The organism is Alloalcanivorax gelatiniphagus, assembly GCF_005938655.1.
Lineage (GTDB): Bacteria > Pseudomonadota > Gammaproteobacteria > Pseudomonadales > Alcanivoracaceae > Alloalcanivorax > Alloalcanivorax gelatiniphagus.
Genome location: NZ_VCQT01000008.1, coordinates 75,004 through 98,240, shown reverse-complemented (window position 1 = coordinate 98,240; position 23,237 = coordinate 75,004). Strand labels below are relative to the sequence as shown.

The 23,237-nt window shown below is 65.7% G+C and carries 20 protein-coding genes; 4 read left to right on the top strand and 16 right to left on the bottom strand.

What is annotated here, in order from left to right:
* Nucleotides 1–200: 200 nt before the first annotated feature.
* The 4 genes from FGS76_RS01585 to ilvC all read right to left on the bottom strand — a co-directional run bounded on the left by FGS76_RS01585 (nt 201) and on the right by ilvC (nt 3,777).
* Nucleotides 201–800 (bottom strand): protein-methionine-sulfoxide reductase heme-binding subunit MsrQ, encoded by a 600-nt coding sequence (locus FGS76_RS01585; protein ID WP_138770871.1) that lies wholly within the window; start codon nt 798–800, stop codon nt 201–203.
* Complete coding sequence (gene msrP / locus FGS76_RS01580; RefSeq protein ID WP_138770870.1) at nt 800–1,795, bottom strand: protein-methionine-sulfoxide reductase catalytic subunit MsrP; 996 nt, start codon at nt 1,793–1,795, stop codon at nt 800–802. The genes FGS76_RS01585 and msrP overlap by 1 nt, the downstream gene beginning before the upstream one ends.
* A 51-nt stretch (nt 1,796–1,846) precedes the next feature.
* On the bottom strand, nt 1,847–2,647 hold the full coding sequence (gene pssA / locus FGS76_RS01575; RefSeq protein WP_138770869.1) for a CDP-diacylglycerol--serine O-phosphatidyltransferase: 801 nt from the start codon (nt 2,645–2,647) through the stop codon (nt 1,847–1,849).
* Nucleotides 2,648–2,760: 113 nt separating this feature from the next.
* Nucleotides 2,761–3,777 carry a ketol-acid reductoisomerase gene (gene ilvC / locus FGS76_RS01570; RefSeq protein ID WP_138770868.1) on the bottom strand — a complete coding sequence of 339 codons (1,017 nt, stop codon included), beginning with the start codon at nt 3,775–3,777 and terminating at the stop codon, nt 2,761–2,763.
* A 127-nt stretch (nt 3,778–3,904) separates the two neighbouring features.
* Here ilvC and ilvY point away from each other — a divergent pair, with 127 nt between their 5' ends.
* Nucleotides 3,905–4,789 (top strand): HTH-type transcriptional activator IlvY, encoded by an 885-nt coding sequence (gene ilvY / locus FGS76_RS01565; protein ID WP_138770867.1) that lies wholly within the window; start codon nt 3,905–3,907, stop codon nt 4,787–4,789.
* Between the two features lie 9 nt (nt 4,790–4,798).
* Here ilvY and FGS76_RS01560 read toward each other — a convergent pair whose 3' ends face one another.
* From FGS76_RS01560 to FGS76_RS01520, 9 genes are all read right to left on the bottom strand, one after another.
* Nucleotides 4,799–5,593, bottom strand: a complete 795-nt coding sequence (locus FGS76_RS01560; protein WP_205717143.1) for a formyl transferase — start codon at nt 5,591–5,593, stop codon at nt 4,799–4,801.
* Nucleotides 5,590–6,189: a sugar transferase gene (locus FGS76_RS01555; protein WP_138770866.1), complete on the bottom strand. Its 600-nt coding sequence runs from the start codon at nt 6,187–6,189 to the stop codon at nt 5,590–5,592. Before FGS76_RS01555 ends, FGS76_RS01560 begins: the two co-directional genes overlap by 4 nt.
* The gene (locus tag FGS76_RS01550) at nt 6,182–7,438 is read right to left on the bottom strand and encodes a glycosyltransferase family 4 protein (protein WP_138770865.1); all 1,257 of its coding nucleotides are present in this window, start codon (nt 7,436–7,438) and stop codon (nt 6,182–6,184) included. The genes FGS76_RS01555 and FGS76_RS01550 overlap by 8 nt, the downstream gene beginning before the upstream one ends.
* The gene (locus FGS76_RS01545; protein ID WP_138770864.1) at nt 7,435–9,324 is read right to left on the bottom strand and encodes a heparinase II/III domain-containing protein; all 1,890 of its coding nucleotides are present in this window, start codon (nt 9,322–9,324) and stop codon (nt 7,435–7,437) included. The genes FGS76_RS01550 and FGS76_RS01545 overlap by 4 nt, the downstream gene beginning before the upstream one ends.
* A complete protein-coding gene (locus FGS76_RS01540; RefSeq protein WP_138770863.1) occupies nt 9,321–10,754 on the bottom strand; it encodes a polysaccharide biosynthesis protein in 1,434 nt (477 codons plus the stop codon). Before FGS76_RS01540 ends, FGS76_RS01545 begins: the two co-directional genes overlap by 4 nt.
* Nucleotides 10,709–12,007: a UDP-N-acetyl-D-mannosamine dehydrogenase gene (wecC, locus tag FGS76_RS01535; protein ID WP_138770862.1), complete on the bottom strand. Its 1,299-nt coding sequence runs from the start codon at nt 12,005–12,007 to the stop codon at nt 10,709–10,711. Before wecC ends, FGS76_RS01540 begins: the two co-directional genes overlap by 46 nt.
* Before the next feature lie 3 nt (nt 12,008–12,010).
* A complete protein-coding gene (gene wecB, locus FGS76_RS01530) occupies nt 12,011–13,138 on the bottom strand; it encodes a non-hydrolyzing UDP-N-acetylglucosamine 2-epimerase (protein ID WP_138770861.1) in 1,128 nt (375 codons plus the stop codon).
* Nucleotides 13,139–13,256: 118 nt separating this feature from the next.
* Nucleotides 13,257–13,748 carry an acetolactate synthase small subunit gene (gene ilvN / locus FGS76_RS01525; RefSeq protein WP_138770860.1) on the bottom strand — a complete coding sequence of 164 codons (492 nt, stop codon included), beginning with the start codon at nt 13,746–13,748 and terminating at the stop codon, nt 13,257–13,259.
* On the bottom strand, nt 13,748–15,472 hold the full coding sequence (locus FGS76_RS01520; protein ID WP_138770859.1) for an acetolactate synthase 3 large subunit: 1,725 nt from the start codon (nt 15,470–15,472) through the stop codon (nt 13,748–13,750). The genes ilvN and FGS76_RS01520 overlap by 1 nt, the downstream gene beginning before the upstream one ends.
* Nucleotides 15,473–15,916: 444 nt before the next feature.
* On the opposite strand from FGS76_RS01520, the gene FGS76_RS01515 reads away from it, so the two are divergent.
* A complete protein-coding gene (locus FGS76_RS01515) occupies nt 15,917–16,384 on the top strand; it encodes a DUF4124 domain-containing protein (RefSeq protein ID WP_138770858.1) in 468 nt (155 codons plus the stop codon).
* Between the two features lie 6 nt (nt 16,385–16,390).
* On the top strand, nt 16,391–17,524 hold the full coding sequence (locus FGS76_RS01510; RefSeq protein ID WP_138770857.1) for a sterol desaturase family protein: 1,134 nt from the start codon (nt 16,391–16,393) through the stop codon (nt 17,522–17,524).
* Between the two features lie 276 nt (nt 17,525–17,800).
* Here FGS76_RS01510 and clpB read toward each other — a convergent pair whose 3' ends face one another.
* From clpB to rluD, 3 genes are all read right to left on the bottom strand, one after another.
* Complete coding sequence (clpB, locus tag FGS76_RS01505; RefSeq protein ID WP_138770856.1) at nt 17,801–20,407, bottom strand: ATP-dependent chaperone ClpB; 2,607 nt, start codon at nt 20,405–20,407, stop codon at nt 17,801–17,803.
* A gap of 194 nt (nt 20,408–20,601) precedes the next feature.
* Nucleotides 20,602–21,351 carry a peptidoglycan editing factor PgeF gene (gene pgeF / locus FGS76_RS01500; RefSeq protein ID WP_138770855.1) on the bottom strand — a complete coding sequence of 250 codons (750 nt, stop codon included), beginning with the start codon at nt 21,349–21,351 and terminating at the stop codon, nt 20,602–20,604.
* A complete protein-coding gene (rluD, locus tag FGS76_RS01495) occupies nt 21,348–22,319 on the bottom strand; it encodes a 23S rRNA pseudouridine(1911/1915/1917) synthase RluD (RefSeq protein ID WP_138770854.1) in 972 nt (323 codons plus the stop codon). The genes pgeF and rluD overlap by 4 nt, the downstream gene beginning before the upstream one ends.
* Before the next feature lie 57 nt (nt 22,320–22,376).
* Here rluD and FGS76_RS01490 point away from each other — a divergent pair, with 57 nt between their 5' ends.
* The gene (locus FGS76_RS01490; RefSeq protein WP_138770853.1) at nt 22,377–23,195 is read left to right on the top strand and encodes an outer membrane protein assembly factor BamD; all 819 of its coding nucleotides are present in this window, start codon (nt 22,377–22,379) and stop codon (nt 23,193–23,195) included.
* Nucleotides 23,196–23,237: the final 42 nt, after the last annotated feature.

Genomic DNA, 23,237 nt, shown 5'->3' with positions numbered 1-23,237 from the left:
GCTTGCCTGATTGTTAAAGAGCGTTGGAAGCGTTTTGCTTCCCGACCGGGCCGCTGCTGCTTGGCTGCGTCCGCCGTCGTTGTGGGAGCGCATTCTAGGGATTTGCGGAGAGGCGTCAACACTTTTTTCATCACTGATTCATCAAACGGTCAGAACTTGAGCATGACGATGAAAAAAGCAGCTTTCCCGGGCAAAACCGCTCATTTTCCAGGCAAAAACCGTCCTCGCAATCGATAGCCCACCAGCACCAGGGCCACCGCCAGAAACGCCAGCGATTCGCCGAAACCGGATTTCTGCACCCAGAACTGATGAATCAGTGCCAGGGGCAGGGCCAGAAAGATCAGTCTATGCAATTTCACCCACCGCTTGCCCATCCGCCGGCGCGCCTTGCGGGTGCTGGTCAGCGCCAGCGGCCATAGTGCCAGCCAGGCGGCGGCGCCGACGATGATATAGGGGCGTTTGCTCAGCTCGGTGGCCAGCCGGCCCGGGTCCCAGCCCAGGATCAGGGTCGCCCAGGCGAGAAAATGCAGGCTGGCGTAGATGAACATCCACAGCCCGAAGGTGCGCCGCCAGATCACCAGCGCCGGGATATTGAGCAGCCGGGCCGCCGGGCGCATGGTCAGGCACACCAGCAGCAGCACCAGCGCCCACCAGCCCAGGGCATTGACCAGCGCCGCCACCGGGTCCGGCCCGCTGCCGCCAGTGACGCCCTGCCACAGCACCCAGGCCAGCGGCAGCGCCCCCAGCGGCCAGGCAATCCAGGTCCAGCTCTTGGGGTTCACACTGTTCGCCGCCGCCATCAGTAGTTCTTTCTCAGATCCATGCCCTTGTAGAGCCCGGCCACCTGGTCATAGCCGTTGAACAGCTCGGTGGGCCGCCAATTGGGGTTGAACAGGGAGTTGGGCAGGCGGCGCTCCCGGGACTGGGACCAGCGCGGGTGATCCACCTCCGGGTTCACGTTGGCGTAGAAACCGTATTCCCGGGGCGCCAACAGGTTCCAGGTGGTCGCCGGGCGCTGCTCCGTGAATTCGATGCGCACGATCGATTTGATCGACTTGAAGCCGTACTTCCAGGGCACCACCAGCCGTAGCGGCGCGCCGTTCTGGTTGGGCAACGTGCGCCCGTACAGGCCGATGGCCATCAGCGTCAGGGGGTGCATGGCCTCGTCCAGGCGCAGTCCCTCCCGGTAGGGGAAGTCGATGCCGGTGAACGGCGAGTCCACCCCCGGCATCTGCTTGGGGTCGGCCAGGGTGGTGAACGCCACGTAGCGGGCCTTGCTGGTGGGCTGCAGTTTCTTCAGCAGCGCCGCCATGGGGATGCCCACCCAGGGGATCACCATGGACCAGGCTTCCACGCAACGCAGGCGGTAGATGCGCTCCTCAACCGGCAGACCCTTGAGCAGGTCCTCCAGATCAAAGGTGCCGGTGCGTTCGGCGGCGCCGGCCACGGTGAACTGCCAGGGATTGGTCTTCATACGGTGGGCATTGGCCGCCGGGTCGTCCTTGCCGGTGCCAAACTCGTAGAAGTTGTTGTATTGGGTGACGTCGTCGAAGGGGGTGAGCTTTTCGTCGGTGCTGGGCACACCGTCCTTGGCGCCGGCTACCTGCTGGCGCAGCCAGGCCGGGCGGGCGTCGTCCTCGGCGACCGGATCGACGGCGCGGGCCCAGGACGGGGTGGCGGCGAACAGTCCGGCCAGCCCGCCCAGAATCATCAGTTCCCGGCGCTTAAGATAGACGGATTCCGGGGTGATTTCGGAGCTTTTCGGCTCATTACGGTGACGTTTGCGAATCAGCACGGCTCGTTCTCCTGGTCGGTTATTCCGTTAGAGAGGCGAGCCGCGCTTTTGTTACACGGACTTCTTGCGCAGCCGCCAAAGGTTCAACAGCAGGCCGGTGACAACGTAGACCACCGCCACGGTAAGCAGCACCAGCGGCGGGTCCAGGAACACGATGGCGAAGGCCACGATCACGCCCAGCAGCACCTTGAAGGGCACCCGCCCAATGTGAAACTCCTTGAACGAGTGGTAGCGCACCGAGGACACCATCAGCAAACCCGCGCCGGCCACCGTAAAGGCTACCAGCCAGGAGATGTCGTTTCCGTCAACGCCGCGGCTGGCGCCCAGCCACACCAGGGTGGCCACCAGGCCGGCGCCGGTGGGACTGGGCAGGCCGATAAAGAACCGCTTGTCGGTGCTTTCCGCCTGAACATTGAAACGGGCCAGCCGCAACGCGGCGCAGGCCAGGTAGATGAAAGCGGCCATCCAGCCGAACTTGCCCAACTCGGTCAGCCCCCAGGAATAGGCCACCAGCCCCGGCGCCACGCCGAAGGCCACGCAATCCGAGAGCGAGTCGTACTCCGCCCCGAACTTGCTCTGGGTGTTGGTCAGTCGCGCCACGCCGCCGTCCAGGCCATCCAGAATGCCGGCCACGATGATGCCCACCGCGGCGGCCTCGAACAGGCCGTTCATGGCCGCCACGATGGCGTAGAAGCCGGCGAACAGGGCACCGGTGGTGAACAGGTTGGGCAGCAGATAGACGCCCTTGTGGCGGGCGCCGGTGCGTTCGGCTTCCACCACCTCGAAGGCGTCGGGCGCGCGGTCGCCGGTCTCTTGGGAACGGTCTTGAGGGTGGTCCTGATGCTCGGCCATGTTTGCTCACGGTAATGGGCGTTGCCGATAGTCTACCCCAGGGGCCGGACGCAAAAAACGCGCCCGGGGGCGCGTTTTTGCAAAGCTTTAGACCGCCGGGTGGCGGCAAGGCTTCAGTTCTTGGACTTGTCGACGATCTGGTTGGCCTGAATCCAGGGCATCATGTTACGCAGACGCTCGCCCACTTGCTCGATGGGGTGCTCGGCATTCTGGCGGCGACGGGCGGTCATGCTCGGGTAGTTGAGGCCACCTTCGCTGATGAACATCTTGGCGTATTCGCCGCTCTGGATGCGCTTGAGCGCATTGCGCATGGCTTCGCGGGACTGCTCGTTGATGATCTCCTTGCCGGTGGTGTATTCACCGAACTCGGCGTTGTTGGAGATCGAGTAGTTCATGTTGGCGATGCCGCCTTCGTACATCAGGTCGACGATCAGCTTCAGTTCGTGCAGACACTCGAAGTAGGCCATCTCCGGCGCGTAACCGGCTTCCACCAGGGTCTCGAAACCGGCTTTGACCAGCTCCACGGTGCCGCCACACAGTACCGCCTGCTCGCCGAACAGGTCGGTTTCGGTTTCGTCCTTGAAGGTGGTTTCGATGATGCCGGTACGGCCGCCACCGATGCCACAGGCGTAGGACAGCGCCAGGTCCTTGGCCTGACCGGAGGCGTCCTGGAAGATGGCGATCAGATCGGGAATGCCACCGCCACGGGTGAACTCGGTGCGCACGGTGTGGCCCGGTGCCTTGGGCGCCACCATGATCACGTCCAGATCCTTGCGCGGCACGATCTGGTTGTAGTGGATGCAGAAGCCGTGGGCGAATGCCAGGGTGGCGCCCTGCTTCAGGTTCGGCTCGATTTCGTTCTGGTAGATGGCGGACTGGTTCTCGTCCGGGGCCAGCACCATTACCACGTCGGCGGCTTTTACCGCTTCCGGCACGCTTTTCACGGTGAGGCCGGCGCCTTCCGCCTTGGCGGCGGAGGAGGAACCTTCACGCAGTGCCACCACGACGTCGACACCGGATTCCTTCAGGTTATTGGCGTGGGCGTGGCCCTGGGAGCCATAGCCGATGATGGCCACTTTCTTGCCCTGGATGAGGGAAAGGTCACAATCCTTATCGTAGTAGACTTGCATGGTGTTGCCCCGAATGCTGGTGAATGAACGCTGGTGAATAAATCAAGGGCCCACACCTTAGGCCATGCCCGGCGTTGCGTAAAATGATATATTCGCAACACAGCATGCCGATTTCCGGAACACACCCATGGACACCCGCCCCCTCCGCCTGTTTCTGGCCCTGGCCGAGACCCTGCACTTCGGCCGCGCCGGCGACCGTTGCCATATGAGCCCCTCGGCGGTGAGCCGCACCATCCGCCAATTGGAGGACGAACTGGGCGTGACCCTGTTCCTGCGCGATAACCGCAGCGTGAGCCTGACCCGGGAGGGGCGGCGTTTTCAGCAGTACGCCCGGGAGGCGCTGGCGCAGTGGGACAGCCTGCGGCATTCCATGCAGGAAAGCGGCCGCGTGCTGCAGGGCGAGCTGAGCCTGTATTGCTCGGTGACCGCCAGCTACAGCTTTCTGTACGACATTCTCAGCCGCTTCCGCGTCGACTACCCGGGTATCGAGATCAAGCTGCATACCGGCGACCCGGCCCAGGCCATGGACCGGGTGCTCACCGGCCGCGAGGACATCGCCATCGGCGCTCGCCCGGACGGTGCCCTGCCCCGGGGACTGGCGTTCCGGCCGATCCTGCGCTCGCCGTTACTGTTCATCGCGCCCAGCGATCAGCCCCGGCTCGCAGAGGCACTGTCCGGCCCGGCCCGGGCGGAGGCCTGGCGCGAGGTGCCAATGATTCTGTCCGAACAGGGCCTGTCCCGGCAGCGTCTGGATCAGTGGTTCCGCACCCTCGGGGTGACGCCGCGCATCTATGCCCAGGTGAGCGGCAACGAAGCGATTGTCAGCATGGTGAGCCTGGGCTTCGGCGTGGGGGTGGCGCCGCGCATCGTGCTGGAGCGCAGCCCCCTGGCGGAACGCACCCGGGCGTTGCAGGTCACCCCCGCCCTGGCGGATTACGAGGTGGGCTTGTTCACCCGGGAAAAACGCCTGGCCGACCCGGTGATCCAGGCGCTCTGGTCCCAGCCGCGCTGAGACCGGGGATCAGGACGGGTCGGTGAACAGGCTGCTGGTGGAGGGGTCCGCCAGGGACTGCAGAATGGCGCGGCTGACCAGGGTGCATTTAACGCCGTTGACCAGCCGGTAGGCGCCGTCATAGGGCGGGAACCAGAACGCGCGGATCTTGCGTTCCACGTCGTCGCCGTCGCGCACTTCCTTCATGGCTTCCATCTCCGCCCGGCTCACATAGCGGCCGCCGGTATTGGGAGTGGTGGGCAGCGGCGCCGGGTCCGCCAGCAGACGCGCGGTGACCGATTCGAACTGGGCCAGCAGCCGGGGCTGGGATTTGGCTTCCAGGCTGCGCGCGGTTTCGTGCTCCCGGTCCACCGGAAACGACTGCACCTGGATGATCTCGCCGGTGTCGATGTCCTCGTCCACATAGTGGGCGCTCACCGCCCAGTCCGGCCGGTCCTCGAGAATCGCCAGGTTGTAGCCGGCGGTGCCCTTGTACTCAGGCAGCGGCGCGGGATGGAAATTAATCACGCCCCGGGCGCAGTGATCCAGCAGCGGCCGGCGGATCTTCTGCCAGTAGAGCATGGACAGCCCCAGGTCCACTTGCAGCTCGCCGGCGGCCACCTTCGCCTCCATGGTGTCCCGGTCGAGAATCGGCACGCCGGCGGCGCGGGCCACGTCGCTGGTGGGCGACACCGACAGATGGCTGTCGGTGATCACACCCACTACCTGCACGTCGTCGCGGGCCAGCAGCCAGCGCAGTGCCTCGGCGGCCACCGGCTTGCGGCCCATGAACAGTACCTTGGTCCTGGAAGCATCCCGGGTCATGGTTCGTCGTTCCCCTGAAAATAGTCGGTGGTGGCGTGGCCGTCCTTGGCGACCCCGTCGCGTTTCAGCACGGCGGTCACGGTGCGCGCCAGGATACGCAGATCCAGCCACAGGCTGTGATGATCCACGTACCAGACATCGAGATCGAATTTTTCCTGCCAGGTGATGTTGTTGCGGCCGTTGACCTGGGCCCAGCCGGTGACGCCGGGCCGCACTTCGTGACGGCGGCGCTGGTGGGCGTTGTACAGCGGCAGGTAACTCATCAGCAGCGGGCGCGGGCCCACCAGGCTCATGTCGCCGCGCAGCACATTGATCAGCTCCGGCAGTTCGTCCAGGCTGCTGTCGCGCAGAAAGCGGCCGAACGGCACCAGCCGTTCCGCGTCCGGCAGCAACTCGCCATTGCCATCGCGGGCGTCGGTCATGGTGCGGAATTTCATCATCTCAAACGGCTTGCCGTGCAGGCCCGGCCGGGTCTGGCGGAACAGCACCGGCGCCCCCAGCTTGACCCGCACCAGCACCGCCAACACCAGCAGCAGCGGCGACAGCACCAGCAGCGCGCTGCCGGATACCAGCACATCAAGCAGCCGTTTAATCATGATCGCTCTCCTTCACCGGTGCCTGCCCGCGGGTCACCCAGGCGACGAAATCACGGCCCAGATCATCACGGCTGAAGCGGGCCCGGGCCAGCGCCAAGGCCGCTTCACCCCGGGCGGCCAGAGCCGGGCGATCATCGGCGGCGACCTCCAGGGCGTCGGCGAACGCCGCCGGGTCTTCCGGTGGCACCGCGAACCCGCAACCGGCTTCCTCGATCATCGAGGCCAGCCAGCCCGGATAGTTGTTGAGCACCGGCAGGCCGGCGGAGAGGTAGTCGAAGAACTTGTTCGGCGAGGTGCCGTAATAAAACGCCGGCACATTGGCGAGGATCTGCATGCCCAAGTCGGCGGCGGCCATCAGGCCGGCCAGGTCCGCCTTGCCCACCGGATCATGGAACACCATGGCGCCGCCCTGGGCGGCGTCCAGCTTTTCCCGATGGGCGCGGTCGATCAGCGCCGGCTTGCGCATGCCCTGCCCCACCAACACCAGCTTGATGTCCTGGCGCCCCCGGCGGCGCAACTCGGCGGCGGCGTCGAGCACCGCTTCCAGCCCGTTGGCCATGCCGTGGGTGCCGGTGAAAATCGCCATCAAGTCCTGTTCGCCCACGCCCTCCGGGCGCCAGGGCTTGCCGGCGTTGCCGAAGATGCGGAAGTCACAGCCGTTGGGGATCATGGCGATGCGTTCGTCGGCGATGCCGCGACGGCGGATGCCCTCCGCCATGCCCGGCGACAGCGCCACCAGCCGCTGGGCGGAATGGTAGGACAGCCACTCCAGCGCGCTCATCAGTGTCAGCACCAGCGGGTTGCGGATCACCCCCATGGCCTTGGGCAACTCCGGCCACAGGTCGCGCACCTCGAACACGAACGTTTTGCCGCGCAACCAGCGCGCCACGATGCCGGGGATACCCGCGGTCAGCGGCGTGCTGGTGGCGAACACCACGTCGTAGCGCCGGGTCAGCGCCACCGCCACGCTGCGCAGGGCGAACAGCAGGAACAGGCCGGCGCGCTTCACAAAGCCGTCCGAATTGGCGTAGGCGAGATTGAATTCGAGCACTTGAATGCCGTCCACCCGGCCCTCCCGGCGCCCGCGCCGGAACGGCCCGTCCAGCCCGGTTTGCCCGCCGTGATAAGAGCCGCACACCATGGTCACCTGATGCCCGGCTTCGACCAGCCGCCGCGCCATCTCATAGGAACGGGTGCCGGCGGAGCCGCCGGGGGTGGAAAAATGCTGGTGAAAATACAAAACCTTCATTCCGGAAACGCCCACTCCGTGGTCAATGTGCCCGCCTCGCCGATTTCGACTTCCACTACCGGCAGCGGGGTTTTGCGACTGTAATAGCGGGACTCCCAGCCTTCCGCCAGGCGTCGCCCCAGCACCGGCACGGTGGCCTCCACGGTCAGCACCCGCCGCCCGCACACCAGGCTGCGGTCGTCCCGCCATTGCCAGTCGCCCGGCGGCAGGCGCCAGCGCAGCACCGCCCGCTGGCGGAAACCGGCGACCCGGTCCACCACGGTCAGACGGTTGGGCGTGACCAGCGCCGTGCGATGATGCTCCGCGCCCCGCCAATCCCGATAGCCGGCGGCCATGGTCACGCCACCGGGCTCTCCGCTTTCCTCCGGGCCCTGTAGCCCGGAGGCCGATGGCCAGGCGCCGAACAGAAAGCGACCCAGCCGGGGCATCTGATCGCGGCCGTCGAACTGCACCGTATTGTGGGCGGCGGCGCCGGGAAAATAGCCATTCCAATCGGCGCCGTCATCCCCGGCCGGGTTGTAACTGTAGGTGCCGGCATCGCGCAGCAGGTTTTCGCCGTGCAGCCACAGATCCAGATGGAGCAAATCGCTCTGCGCCGGCCGGAAACGAAAGCGCGGGTAACGCAGCAACGCCAGCACGCCGCCGGTGCGCGCCACCAGATAGCCGCCGTCCGGGTAACGCACGCTGCGCCCCCAGGGCTGATGGCGGGCCGGCGGCGGCAGATCCAGCCAGGCCAGCACCTCGTCCGCCGCCGGACAATCGGTGTAGGCGCGAGCGTCGGCGAACAGGGCGGTGGCCAACTGCACGGACGGGCGGAAATCCCGGTAATCGGTGTCCGTCAGCGGCACAAAGCGGGCCCCGTCGTTGGCGCCCAGATTGGGCGCGTCCCCGGTGCCCGGGTCGGTCAGATTGCCGAGCCAGGCGGTGGCCGCCCGGGCGCGCCGCAGGAAGCGGTCGGAAAACGGCCGCCGCCCCAGCGCCCGGCGCCAGCGTTCGGCCATGCTCAAGGTGTCCAGCAACACCCGGTGGTAGGTCACCGAGTGCTGGCTGAAGCTGCCGTCCTCGCCGATCAGGCGCGCCGCCCGGTTTTCCAGCCAGCGCCGTCCGCGCCGCTCCCAGGCGGCGCCACCTGGCAGCCCCAGATCCGCCAGCCAACTGCCGCCCACGAACAGGGCGGCGGCCTCGGAGGTGCCATGGTTGTTGTCCTGGGCCAGCGCGTAATGAAGCGTGGGGGCGATGCGCGTCAGATGGGCGGCGATCAGCGCCGGCAGCCCCGGCTCCGGCGCCGCCACCTGCTCAAGCATCAGCGCCGCCATGGCCAGATGGAGCACACGAATGGATGCTTCCTGGCCGCATTTCCAGTTGGGGCCGAACCAGGGCGGATTGGCCCGCGCCGCATCCGCCAGCCAATGATTCAGACGTTCCAGGGCCCGCTCGCGCTGATCCTGATCCGGCGCCGCCAGGGCCTGCTGGGCCGCCGCCAGCACCCAGTCGTAGCGGGACGCTTCCCAGACGCCCTTGATGTCCCCCACCCCGGCATCGAAATCGCCGATCTTCCACCAGGGGCGGTCCGGGTCCGCCACCGCCTTGCCGGTGATCAGGCTGCGCGACCACCGCGGCGGCGTCGCCATGGCGCCCTCCCAGGGCGGCAGGCGCAAGCCGAACGCCTCCGGCCAGAGGTACCAGCCCTGACGCGGCGTCAGCTCCGGGCGCGGATGCTCCGGGGCACGGAAAAACGGCCCGGCCACCGCCGCCGGTGGCCGCCGCACCGCCCGGTTAACGCCGCAGCGCACGCTCAACCGGTAGAGCAGCACCCGGGCGATATTAAGAGGGCCAAGCGCCCAGGCGGTGCGCAGCAAAAGAAGGCTTCGATGGCGGCTGTTCAAAACCACAGCTCCTGTATTTCGGCGGGAAACCGCACCAGCATGGCAATCAGCATGGACGTCAGCACCAGACCGCTGATCGCCGCCTGGCCCAACAACTCCCTGGGCGCCAGATGATCATGCAGCTGAGAGAGCATGACCAGGTTCTTGATCAAGGTATAAAGCACCTGGCAGACCACGATCTGCGCGACATAGTGGCGCAACTCACCCACGCCCCAGGCTTTCAGAATCAACAGAATAAAAACACCGATCACCGAGACGGCCAGCCCCGCCAGCGCCGGTGCGCGAACCCGCTTCACCGACACGGACAGGTTCGCCAGCATCAGAGAGGAGGCCGCGTACAGGATACTCATAAAGAGCGCGGACAGGAGCAGGAACTCCAGGTCATCGAAGGACACCCCCAGCCAGACCGCCAGCAACGGCTGCCCGACCGCCAGAAACGCAACGAAGCCGAGCACCGAGGCCAGGGCCAGTGTCAGCGAGCCTTTCCAGGCCAGTGCCTGAAACGCCCGGGACTGATTATCAAAATGCAGGGACGAGCGGGTACCCAGCGACGCATTGAAGGAAATAAAGAAACCGCGCGTGAAATTATTCAGTTGCAGAAACACGCCGTACAACGACAGGGAGCGGGGGCCGACGGCGCCGTGCAACAGAACCTGGGGCGCGGTGATGATCAAGGCATAGCTCAGACTGTTCAGGCTGAGCCAGGCATTCAGTGAGAAAATTTCCCGAAAGTAGACACCACGAAAACGGCCGTCGGAGCGCAATGTTTTTTGCGGATCGGCCAGTGACGAAAAACGCGCACTGACGATGGCATAAATCAAAAGTTGTTCCGCCGCCAGCACCGCGCAATAGAGAAAAACGCCGAGGGAATCGGCCGCGTACAACGCCACCACCGCCACCACCTTGCACAGGGAGGCAACGATCAATGCCTTGAAATGCAGGTCCAAACGGTCCATGGCATACAGAGCGGCGTACTTGGGAATGGCCAGTAAGGTGAAGATCAGGCCGGCCATGGAAACCAGCAATTCCGCGCGCAGGGGTGAACTGCTGAAGGCGGCGAACAGCGCACTGCCGGCCAGAAAAAAAACGCCGATACCGAGCAAACCGCGACGCGCCGTGGTGTACAGATCCGCCGCTTTGGCCGATTGCTTCTGGTTCTCGATCAGCAGTCGGGATAACGCCACCACGGCGCCGCTTTGAATCACCAGCACCAAAGACAACACACTGAGCGAGGTGGCGACGATCCACCATTCATCCAGACCAATGGCCTGAACACCCAGCCCCACGGTGAAGAAAGAAACACCGATTTGCGCAAGACGGCTCAGCACGCTGAACGAAAGATTACGGGCCAGAATGCCCCTTGAATTCGGGTCCGGCCCGGGTCTCATGCGGGTGCCGATGCCCATAGACCGCAGGCGTCGATGCAGCATTTTCCGTCCAGGCGGGCCTGATCCAGTCCCCGGAAAGAGCGATGACCGACCAGCGCCACCGCGATATCGGCTTGCGCCAGGGCCTCATCCGCCGACACCAGCCGAACGCCGTGGTCGACCAGTTCCTTGGGCAGGGCCGTGATATTGGGCTCCACCGCGAGCAGGCCGCCCGGGTGCACCCGGGCCACCCGGGTGGCGATTTCCAGGGCCGGGCTTTCGCGCAGGTCGTCGATGTCCGGTTTGAAGGCGAGGCCGAAGAAGGCGATGGTCAGGTCCGTGGCGCGGGCCTGGGGGCGGCTCTGCAGGAGGTCCGCCACGGCCACCTTGATCTTTTCCACGACCCAGTCGGGTTTGCCGCTGTTGACCTCGCGGGCGGCGCGGATCAACCGGGCCTGCTCCGGGGTCTGGCTGACGATGAACCAGGGGTCCACGGCGATGCAGTGGCCGCCCACTCCGGGCCCCGGCTGAAGAATATTGACCCGGGGGTGGCGGTTGGCCAGCCGGATCAGTTCCCACACGTCGATGTCCAGTTGCTCGGCGATAATCGACAGTTCGTTGGCGAAAGCGATGTTCACGTCGCGGAACGCATTCTCGGTGAGCTTGGCCATCTCCGCGGTGCGCGCGGTGGTCAGCAGGCAGTCGCCGCGCACGAAACAGCGGTACAGGTCACCGGCGGCCCGGGCGCAGGCCGGGGTCATGCCGCCGATGATCCGGTCGTTCTCGATCAGTTCGTGCATGATACGGCCGGGCAGCACCCGTTCCGGGCAGTGGGCCACGCGAATGTCGGCCTGCTCCCCGGCGTGCTGGGGAAAGCTCAGGTCCGGTCTCGCCTCGGCCAGCCAGGCGGCCATCTGTTCGGTGGCGCCCACCGGCGAGGTGGATTCAAGAATCACCAGGTTGCCTTTGCGCAGCACCGGCGCCACCGACCGGGCCGCTTCACGGATATAGGTCAGATCCGGTTCCGGCACCGCCGCCGGATCGGCCTGCCGCTTGAAGGGGGTGGGCACCGCGATCAGAAACGCATCCGCCGGTTCCGGTTCCGTGGTGGCGTGCAGATAGCCTTCCTTGACCGCCGCGTGCACCGCGATGTCCAGTTCCGGCTCGACGATGTGAATCTCACCCCGGTTGATGGTGTTCACCGCGTCCCGGTTCACGTCCACGCCGATCACTTTCTTGCGGCGGCCGGCAAACACAGCGGCGGTGGGCAGGCCGATGTAGCCCAGGCCAACCACACAGACAGTTTGGAATTCCATGGATCAGGGTTCCTCGGCGAGAAAATCGGCGATGCGGCGGGCGGCCTGGCCGTCACCGTAGGGGTTATGGGCCAGGCTCATGGCTTGCCAGGCGACGGCGTCGGTGAGCAAGCGGTCGGTTTCCCGGAAAATCGCCGCCTCGTCGGTGCCCACCAGTTTCACGGTGCCGGCCTCCAGGGCGTCGGGCCGCTCGGTGGTGTCGCGCATCACCAGCACCGGCTTGCCCAGGGACGGAGCTTCTTCCTGGATGCCGCCGGAGTCGGTGAGAATCACCCGGGCGTTGCTCATCAGCCACACGAACGGCAGGTAATCCTGGGGTTCGATCAGGTGCACGTTGGCGCGGTTGCCCAGCAGCCGTTTCACCGGCTCCTGGACGTTGGGGTTCAGGTGCACCGGGTACACGAAGTCGGTGTCCGGGTGGGCGTCGGCCAGCCGCGCCACCGCCTGGCAGATCCGCTCGAAGCCGCCGCCGAAGCTCTCGCGCCGGTGGCCGGTGATCAGCACCATCGGCCCGGCCAGACCGAACGGCAGGCGCTCGGCGAGTTCCGCCCGCAGCGCCTGGTCCTGATCCAGCCGCGCCTTCACCCACAGCAGGGCGTCGATCACGGTGTTGCCGGTGGTGAGGATGGTGGCCGGGTCCACGCCCTCGGCGAGCAGGGCGTCGCGGGCGGTGCCGGTGGGCGCGAAGTGGGCCCGGGCCAGCACGCCGGTAAGCTTGCGGTTGGCTTCTTCCGGCCAGGGGGACAGCAGGTTGCCGGTGCGCAGCCCCGCTTCCACGTGGCCCACCGGAATTTTTTCATAGAACGCCGCCAGGGTGGCGGCCAGGGTGGTGGTGGTGTCGCCGTGCACCAGCACCATGTCCGGTTGCTCGGCACGCAGCACCGGGCCGAGCCCGAGCAGGATGCGGGAAGTGATGTGGTGGAGGTCCTGACCCGGCGCCATGATGTCCAGATCGTGGTCGGGGGTAATGGCGAACAGCGCCAGCACCTGGTCCAGCATTTCCCTGTGCTGCGCGGTGACACAGACCCGGCTTTCAAAGCGGGCGTCATCCTGCAGCGTTTTCACCACCGGCGCCATCTTGATCGCTTCCGGCCGGGTGCCGAACACGCAGAGAATCCGTTTTACGCTCACTGACTGGGTCCTTCTGTCCTACCCCACGGGGGAGCGTTCATTTTAGCCAGATACGACAAACCCCGCACACGGCAGGGTTCGTCGATGGATGGCTTGCCCGGCGGCCGGGAGAAGGGGCTCAGAGGCTGAGCACCTTCTCGCCACGGGAGATGCCGGACACGCCGGAGCGCACCACTTCCAGCACCTGGGTTTCGCCGATGGCGGCGATGAACGCCTCCAGCTTGTCGGTGGTGCCGGTGAGCTGCACCGTATAAACGGTGGCGGTCACATCCACGATCTGGCCACGGAAGATGTCCACGGTGCGTTTCACCTCGGCGCGCTGGGCGCCGGTGGCCTTCACCTTCATGAGCATGATTTCACGCTCGATGTGGGCCCCTTCGGTGAGATCCACCAGCTTCACCACCTCGATCAGCTTGTTGAGGTGCTTGGTGATCTGCTCGATCTTCTTCTCGTCGCCGGTGGTGGTCATGGTCAGGCGCGACAGGGTCTCGTCCTCGGTGGGGGCCACCGTCAGGGTTTCGATGTTGTAGCCACGCTGGGAGAACAGACCCACCACCCGGGACAGGGCCCCGGGCTCGTTTTCCATCAGAATCGAAATGATACGTCTCATCAGGTCCGCTCCGTCTTGCTCAGCCACATATCACGCATGGACCCGTCGGCGATGTGCATCGGGTACACGTGCTCGGTGGGGTCCACGTAGATGTCCATGAACACCAGCCGATCCTTCAGCGCGAAAGCTTCTTCCATGGCGCTGTCCAGGTCCTCGATCTTCTCCACCATCATGCCCACGTGACCGTAGGACTCGGCCAGCTTGACGAAATCCGGCAGGGATTCCATGTACGACTGGCTGTGGCGGCCGCCGTACTGCATGTCCTGCCACTGGCGGACCATGCCCAGGGCCTGGTTGTTGATGTTGATGATCTTGATCGGCAGCCCGTACTGCAGGCAGGTGGACAGCTCCTGAATGTTCATCTGGATGGAGCCCTCGCCGGTGACACAGGCCACCACCGCGTCCGGGTGCGCGAACTGCACGCCCATGGCCGCCGGCAGGCCGAAGCCCATGGTGCCGAGCCCGCCGGAGTTGATCCAGCGACGGGGCCGGTCGTACAGATAGTACTGGGCGGCGAACATCTGGTGCTGGCCCACGTCGGAGGTGATATAGGCGTCGCCCTTGGTGGCCTTGTACAGGGCCTGGACCACCTGCTGGGGCTTCATCGGGCCCTGCTCGTTGGTCTCGAAGCGCAGCCCGTGCACTTCCCGCCAGCCGGCGATTTCCTGCCACCAGCGCTCCAGGCTCTTGGTGTCGGTGCCGACGCTGCCCTGCTCGTCGAGCATGGCCAGCATTTCGTCCAGCACCTGGCCCACCGGGCCGACGATGGGAATGTGCGCGGCCACGTTCTTGGAAATGCTGGCCGGGTCAATGTCGATATGAACGATCTTGGCGCCCGGACAGAATTTCTTGGTGTTGTTGGTGACACGGTCATCCAGGCGCGCGCCGGCGGCCAGGATCACGTCCGCGTTGTGCATCGCCATGTTGGCTTCGTAGGTGCCGTGCATGCCGAGCATGCCCAGGAACTGCTCATCGGTGCCCGGGTAGGCGCCCAACCCCATCAGGGTGTTGGTGACCGGGAAGTTGAGCTTGCGCGCCAGGGCGGTGAGCGCCTCGCTGGCCTCGCCCTGGATCACGCCGCCACCGGCATAGATCACCGGCCGCTTGGCCTTGAGCAGCTCGTCCACGGCCTTGCGGATCTGACCGGAATGGCCACGGGTCACCGGCGCGTAGGAACGCATCTTCACCTTCTTCGGGTACTCATACGGGAAGGTGTTGTGCGGCGCGGTGTGGTCCTTGGGAATATCCACCAGGACCGGGCCGGGCCGGCCGGTGCTGGCGATATAGAACGCCTTCTTGATCATGTCCGGAATCTGACGCGGGTCGCGCACCATGAAGCTGTGCTTCACGATCGGCCGGGACAGACCCACCATGTCGGTTTCCTGGAAGGCATCGTCACCGATCCAGTCGGAGCGGACCTGACCGGACAGCACCACCATGGGAATGGAGTCCATGAAAGCGGTGGCGATGCCGGTGATGGCATTGGTCGCGCCGGGACCGGAGGTCACCAGCACCACGCCGGGCTTGCCGGTGGAGCGGGCATAGCCGTCGGCGGCGTGGGTGGCCGCCTGCTCGTGGCGCACCAGAATATGATTGACCGTGTCCTGCTGGAACAACGCGTCATAGATGTGCAGTACAGCCCCTCCGGGATAGCCGAAGATGTACTCCACCCCCTCGTCCTGCAAAGCGCGGACCACCATTTCCGCACCGGATAACATTTCCACGTTGGTTACCTCGAATCACAAATAGCATTCACTCCGCCGGCGGGCGGCGGAACGGGAGTGTTGCCTGGGTACGTCAGGTACCCCATAACCTGTGGGAAGAACGCCGTACTTGGGCGTTCCGGGTCCGCGTGGAGGTGGCCGACGGCGGACACAGGTCGGGAAGCTCGGAGGGGAGCGCCTGGCCGCGCAGAACCCCAAGAGATTCCAACGGCGGGACAAGCGTGCAGTAGATGCTGCTTTAGGACGCCGCGGTAACGACGCCCCGGGTCCCGGCCACACAGGCGCCGGTAAGCGTCTGCGGGTTCCGATCTCCGGAAAGGGCTCAATATTGTCAGAAATGCGGCCGTTTTCAAACCCCTGAAAGGCGGTTCAGTTGCACAATAGCGGGCGCCGGGGGCATTCTGCCCCGGCCATCCTTAGGGGTTTTCGAGGGGACCGACCACCATGAACACGACCCGCGCACTACTCACCGCCGCGCTGCTGGCTCTGGCCGCGCCGGCGCTGGCCGCCAAATACTACAAATGGGTGGATGAAAACGGCGTCACCCACTACGACACCCGGCCGCCCCAGGGGGGCTCCGCCGAGGAGGTGCGCACCCGCCGGTCCGCCAGCTCCGATCAGCCGGAAGCCCTGGAACGCCTGCGCGAACGGCGCCAGGCCGAGGCCCGGGATGACCAGGGGTCGGACCAGGGCAACCGCCAGCCCCAACCGGCCGCCGGGCCGGTCCGGTACCGCAAGGAAGAATGCGACCAGTACCGCCGCAATGTGGACACCCTGGAGAACAAGCCGGTGGTGCGGGCGGAAAACCCGGATACCGGGGAGATGGAAGTGATTGATCAAGAGCGCCGCGCGCGGATGCTGGAGCGATCCCGCGCGGCGGTGCAAGCCTGTGACCAGCAAGGGGTCAAGTAAGCCGTCATGAGTCGATTTTTGCGTGAGCGTTTCGAGGACGTGGACCTGACTCCCGGCCAGGGGCGCATCAGCGCCACCCTGGCGGTGGGGCTGGGCAGCCTGGCACTGCTGGCCAGCTTCTGCTTCCTGTTCCCTCAGTGGTTCACCACGCCGGAGTTCCGGGGCTTCTACAATGCCGGCGTGCTGCGCGCGATCCTGTTCGCCGGCATCGGCGTGGCGTTCGTGTCCGGTTTTATCAGCGTGCTGCGCCATCCGGACGCCCGCTATGGTCTGGTGGGCATGGTGCTGGCCTGCATGGCCGCCCTGCTCGGCTCCGGGCGCATCAATGTGCCCGCCGTGGAGGGGCGCAGCCTGTACGCCGGGCTGGACTACTTCGTGCTGACGCTGCTGGTGCTGGCGCTGGTGTTTATCCCGCTGGAGCGGCTGTATCCCAAGGATCGGGATCAGCGGGTGCTGCGCCGGGGCTGGATCACCGATATGAAGTACTTTCTGTTCAGCCATGTGGGTGTGCAGCTGATCAGCTTCTTCACCATCATTCCGATTCAGGTATTCCTGCACGACCATGTGCACGTGGGCTTTCAACAATGGGTGGCGGCGCAGCCTCTGTGGCTGCAGTTCATCGAGATCCTGGTGGTGGTGGATCTGGCCAGCTATTGGATTCATCGGGCCTTCCACGAGGTGCCCTGGCTGTGGAAATTCCATGCCGTGCATCATTCCAGCGAGCAGTTGGACTGGATGGCCTCTTCCCGTCTGCATCTGGTGGAAATCGTCGCCAACCGCTTCGCCGGCTATCTGCCGATCTTTCTGTTCGGCTTCGCGCCGTCGGCGGTGTACGCCTATCTGGTGTTCATCTCGTTCCACGCCATCTTCATCCACGCCAATGTGCGCTTCCGCTTCCCCGTGGTGCGCTGGCTGATCGCCACGCCGGAGTTCCACCATTGGCATCACTCCTCCGAGGATGAGGCGGTGGACAAGAACTACGCCGCCTTTCTGCCGGTTTACGACAAGCTGTTCGGCACCCTGTTCATGCCAGACCGGCTGGCCGCCCGCTACGGCACCCGGGCCAGCACCCGGGTGCCGGAAGGGGTGGTGCGGCAGCTCTCGTTCCCGTTCCGCCGGGACCGCGGCGCCAAGCCCTGAAAGGCAGGCGAAAAGGTTCATCGCGCTTTGGCCGGACATTTCGCTCCGGCCGGGGCGGCTCAGTAAGCGACGCCCTTCCTCGATCAACTCCGGTGCTACTGTCATCGCGACTGAAGTCGCTCCTACTCACAGCTCCGCTTTGGGGTCGCCGTCACCGGCCGGGGTTACCGTAGGAGCGGCTTCAGCCGCGATGAACCATAAAAAAAGGGCCGGGAATCCCGGCCCTTGGTTGTTGGGCACTTGCGTTGCTGGTCAAGGGCGCCTGGGGCGATGGCGTCAGGCTTTGGTAAAGCTCAGCTTGCCGTCGACCACATCCACCCGGATGGTGTCGCCCGGGACAAACTCGCCCTTGAGCAGCGCCTGGGCCAGCGGGTTTTCCAGCTGGGACTGGATTGCCCGTTTCAGTGGCCGTGCGCCGTACACCGGGTCGAAGCCCGCCTCCACCAGCTTGTCCAGCGCCGCGTCGGACAATTCCAGATCCATCTCGCGCTCCACCAGCCGTTTGCGCAGGTAGTCCAGCTGGATGGCGGCGATGCCCTTGAGCTGGCCCTGGCCGAGCGGGTGGAACACCACCGTCTCGTCCACCCGGTTGATGAACTCCGGGCGGAAGTGGGTGGCCACCACTTCCATCACCGCGTCCTTCATGGCGTCGTAATCCTTCTCCTTATCACCGGATTCGACACCGGCAAGACGCTGGATCAGGTCGGAACCCAGGTTGGAGGTCATCACCACCACCGTGTTGCGGAAGTCCACGGTGCGGCCCTGGCCGTCGGTGAGGCGGCCGTCTTCCAGCACCTGCAGCAGCACGTTGAACACATCCGGGTGGGCTTTCTCCACCTCGTCGAGCAACACCACCGAGTAGGGTTTGCGGCGTACCGCCTCGGTCAGGTAACCGCCCTCCTCGTAGCCCACATAGCCCGGGGGTGCGCCGATCAGCCGCGCCACGGAGTGCTTCTCCATGAACTCGGACATGTCGATGCGCACCATGGCTTCCTCGGTATCGAACAGGAAGCCGGCCAGCGCCTTACACAGCTCGGTCTTGCCCACCCCGGTGGGGCCCAGGAACAGGAAGCTGCCGTTGGGCCGGTTGGGGTCGGCCAGGCCGGCCCGGGAGCGGCGCACCGCGTTGGCCACGGCGGTGACCGCCTCGTCCTGGCCGATCACCCGCTTGTGCAGCTCTTCTTCCATGCGCAGCAGCTTGTCGCGCTCGCCTTCCAGCATTTTCGACACCGGAATGCCGGTCCATTTGGAGACCACCTCGGCGACCTCCTCCTCGGACACCTTGTTGCGCAGCAACTTGGTTTCCACCGGGCCGGCGGCTTCCTCGCGCTCCTGGGCCTGGCGCACCTTGGTTTCCAGGTCCGGAATCACGCCGTACTGCAGCTCGGACATGCGGTTCAGGTCGCCGGCGCGGCGCGCCTGCTCCATGTCCACCCGGGCCTGCTCCAGTTCCGCCTTGTATTGCTGGGCACCCTGCAACGCCGCTTTCTCCGCGTTCCAGATTTCCTCCAGGTCGGCGTATTCCTTCTCCAGGCCGTCGATGTCTTCTTCCAGTTTTTCCAGCCGCTTGCGGCTGGCCTCGTCGGATTCCTTGCGCAGCGCTTCCCGCTCCATCTTCAGCTGGATCAGGCGCCGGTCCAGGCGGTCCATTTCCTCCGGCTTGGAGTCGATCTCCATGCGGATACGGCTGGCCGCCTCGTCCACCAGGTCGATGGCCTTGTCCGGCAGCTGCCGGTCGGTGATGTAGCGATGGCTGAGCTTGGCGGCGGCGATAATGGCGCCGTCGGTGATGTCCACGCCATGGTGCACCTCGTAGCGTTCCTTGAGGCCACGGAGGATAGCGATGGTGTCCTCCACCGAGGGTTCATCCACCAGCACTTTCTGGAAGCGGCGCTCCAGGGCGGCGTCTTTTTCGATGTGCTGACGGTATTCGTCCAGGGTGGTGGCGCCCACGCAGTGCAGCTCACCCCGGGCCAGGGCCGGCTTGAGCATATTGCCGGCGTCCATGGCACCGTCGGCCTTGCCGGCGCCAACCATGGTGTGCAGCTCGTCGATAAACAGAATGATGCGGCCTTCCTGCTTGGACAGCTCGTTGAGCACCGCCTTGAGGCGCTCCTCGAATTCACCACGGTACTTGGCGCCGGCGATCAGGGCGGCCATGTCCAGGGACAGCACGCGCTTGTCCTTGAGGCCTTCCGGCACCTCGCCGTTGACGATGCGCTGGGCCAGGCCCTCGACGATGGCGGTCTTGCCCACGCCGGGCTCGCCGATCAGCACCGGGTTGTTCTTGGTGCGGCGCTGCAGCACCTGAATGGTCCGGCGGATTTCGTCGTCCCGGCCGATCACCGGGTCCAGCTTGCCGCTTTCCGCCCGCTCGGTAAGGTCGGTGGTGTATTTCTTAAGAGCTTCCATTTTGTCCTCGGCGTTGGGGTCGTTGACCGACTCACCACCGCGCACTTCCTGAATTTTCTCCGCCAGCACCGCCTTCTTGACGCCGGCGTTCTTCATCAGCTTGCCAACATCGCCGCTGTCCTCACAGGCCGCCAGCAGCACCGCCTCGGTGGAGATGTACTGGTCACCGTGCTGCTGCGCCTCACGGTCCGCCAGATTCAACAGGCGGGCCAGATTTTGCGACAGCTGCACGTCACCGGTGAACTGGCCCACGGTGGGCAGCTTGTCCATGGCCATTTTCAGGGCGGTGATCACGTCCGCCGGGTTGGCGCCGGCTTTTTCCAGCAACGGCGCCGCCACCCCGCCCTGCTGCTGAAGCAGCGCCAGCAGCAGATGCACCGGTTCGATGGCGGTATGGCTCTGCCCCACGGCCAGGGACTGGGCCTCGCCGATGGCTTCCTGAAGCCGGGAAGTCAGTTTGTCCATTCTCATTCTGTGTACTCCTTCTGCGCGCCGGGGCGGCCCCGTCAAACGGCGACCGGCCCTCGGCCGACTGTTCAAAAACTGAACTTAAAATGCGGGCTTACGTGAAGGTTTCAAGAGGCGGGACGGTGGATATTGATCAGGGTCAAACAGGATCGCGGCTGAAGCCGCTCCTACGGGGGCGTATTCCCCCCCCCGGGCCGTCAGGCCGGCGCCAACCAGATCAGGCTGGCGAAACGACCGGTCTGGCCCTCCGCCCGGTAGGAATAGAAATGGCGCGGGTCCGAGGCGGTGCAATGGTCGCCGCCGGCGATGTCGGCCACGCCGGCCGCCGCCAGGGCCAGGCTGGCCGCGTGGGTAAGAGAAAAGCGCCAGTGGCCGGGCTGGCTGTCCCGGCTGAAGGCCCGCGCATACTCCGGGCCCAGGGCCAGAAATGCCCGGTGCACGTCCTCCCCCACCTGATAGGCGCGGTCGGAAATCGCCGGCCCCAGCCAGGCGGACAGGGCCTGGCCATCCGGGGCCAGCGTGGCCACCGCCCGCGCCAGAATGCCGGCGCGCAGCCCGCGCCAGCCGGCGTGCACCGCCGCCACCGCGCTGCCGTCGGTACGCGCCAGCAGCACCGGCAGGCAGTCCGCGGTGAGCACCGCACAGGGCCAGCCGGCCTGGTCGGTCCACACGCCGTCGGCCTCGTTGTCCGGGTCGCCGGCGGCGATCAGCCGGTCCCCGTGCACCTGGCGCAGCCAGGCCGGCGGATGGTCGGTGCCCAGCAGCTTGTGCAGATGGCGACGGGCCTGCTCCACCCGTTCCGGTTCGTCACCGCAGTTCATGCCCAGGTTAAAGCCGTGCCAGGGGGGCGGCGAGTGCCGCCCCAGCCGGGTGGTGACCAGGGTGCGCACCCGGGGATGGGGGCGCCACTCCGGGTGCAGCCACTGGCTGATGTCGGGCAGGGTCATGGGTCCTCCCGATCCGCCTCCAGGGCCTGGATCAGTGCTTGGAAATCCGCCGGCAGGGGTGCCTCGAATTCCAGGTATTCGCCGCTGGCCGGGTGCACCAGCCCCAGTTTTCGAGCGTGCAGGGCCTGGCGGGGGAACCGGCGCAGGGTCTCGCGCAGCTGTTCGCTGGCGCCGGCGGGCAACTTCAGGCGCCCACCGTACAAGGGATCCCCCACCAGCGGGTAGCGGCGGTAGGCCAGGTGCACCCGGATCTGGTGGGTGCGGCCGGTTTCCAGGCGCACCTGCACCCGGGTGTGGGCCCGGTAGCGGTCCAGCACCCGATAGTGGGTCACCGCGTTCTTGCCGCCGTGCTCCACCACCGCCTGGCGCTTGCGATCCACCGGGTGGCGCCCCATGGGCGCGTCCACGGTACCGCCGCCGGTCATCACGCCCACCGCCACCGCCTCGTACTCGCGGTACAGGCTCTTGTCCTGCAGCTGCGCCACTAGGCCAGTGTGCGCCTCCACCGAGCGCGCCACCACCATCAGGCCGGTGGTGTCCCGGTCCAGCCGGTGCACGATACCGGCCCGGGGCAGACCGGAAAGGCGCTGGTCCAGGTGCAGCAGGCCGTTGAGCAGGGTGCCATCGGCGTGGCCGGCGGCCGGGTGCACCACCAGACCGGACGGCTTGTTGATCACCATCAGGTCCTCGTCCTCATAAACCACCGGCAGTTCGATGGCCTGGGGCCGGTCGTCGATCTCCGGTTCCAGCTCCACCTCCAGGGTCAGAGCCTCGCCGCCCAGCAGCTTGTCCTTGGGCCGCGCCGGGCGGCCGTTGACGGTGAGTACACCGTCCTTGATCCAGCCTTGCAGCCGTGATCGGGAGAAGCCGTCGAACAATTCGGCGGCGGCCTGATCCAGCCTTGACCCGGCGTACTGCTCGCTCACCTGCTCGGTGCGCTGAATTTTCTCGCCGCCAAGATGTCCCATAGTCCGACCTGTGATTACAATAGGCGCACCATTGTACCCCGTCGTACCGAGGAAAAAATGCCGAGACTGATATGGCCGCTGCTGGCCGCCCTGTTGTTGGGCGCCTGCGCCAGCAAGCCGGAGGAAAGCCCGGAACGTACCGAGGCCGCCCAATATCGTGAGGCGCAGAGCGCCATGGACTCCAATAACTACCTGACGGCCATCGACCGGCTCAAGGAACTGGAGGCCCGCTTCCCCTATGGCCGCTACGCCGAACAGGCGCAGCTGGACCTGATTTACGCCCACTTCCGGTCCCAGGAGTACCCGGAAACCGTGGTCGCCGCCCAGCGATTCATGCGTAGCTACCCGGCCCACCCGAGGCTGGACTACGCGCTGTACATGCAGGGCCTGGCCAACTTCTATATGGAGCGCAGCTTCTTCGACTCCTTCATGACCACCGACAAATCCGCCCGGGATCTGACCTCCGCCACCGACTCCTTCGAGGATTTCGAGCGCCTGGTGACCCGCTTCCCGGACAGCGAGTACGCGCCGGATGCCCGCAGCCGCATGGTGTTTATCCGCAACGAAATGGCCCGCCATGAACTGCACGTGGCCCGCTACTATGCCCGCCGCGGCGCCTACATCGCCGCCATCAACCGGGCCCAGTACGTGGTCCAGCACTACCAGCGCACGCCGCTGGTGCCGGAGGCCCTGGCGATCATGACCGCCGGCTACCAGCGCCTGGATCAGCCGGAGCTGGCCGCCAAAAGCCGCCGTATCCTCCAGGACAACTACCCGGACAGCGGCTACCTGGACAAGGACGGCGAGGTGGATCTGGCCTGGTGGCCGAATGAACACAAAGGCCTGCTGAGTCTGCTGACCTTCGATTTGTTGTAACCCTTATCGCGGCTGAAGCCGCTCCTACGGTCGATGGATTCG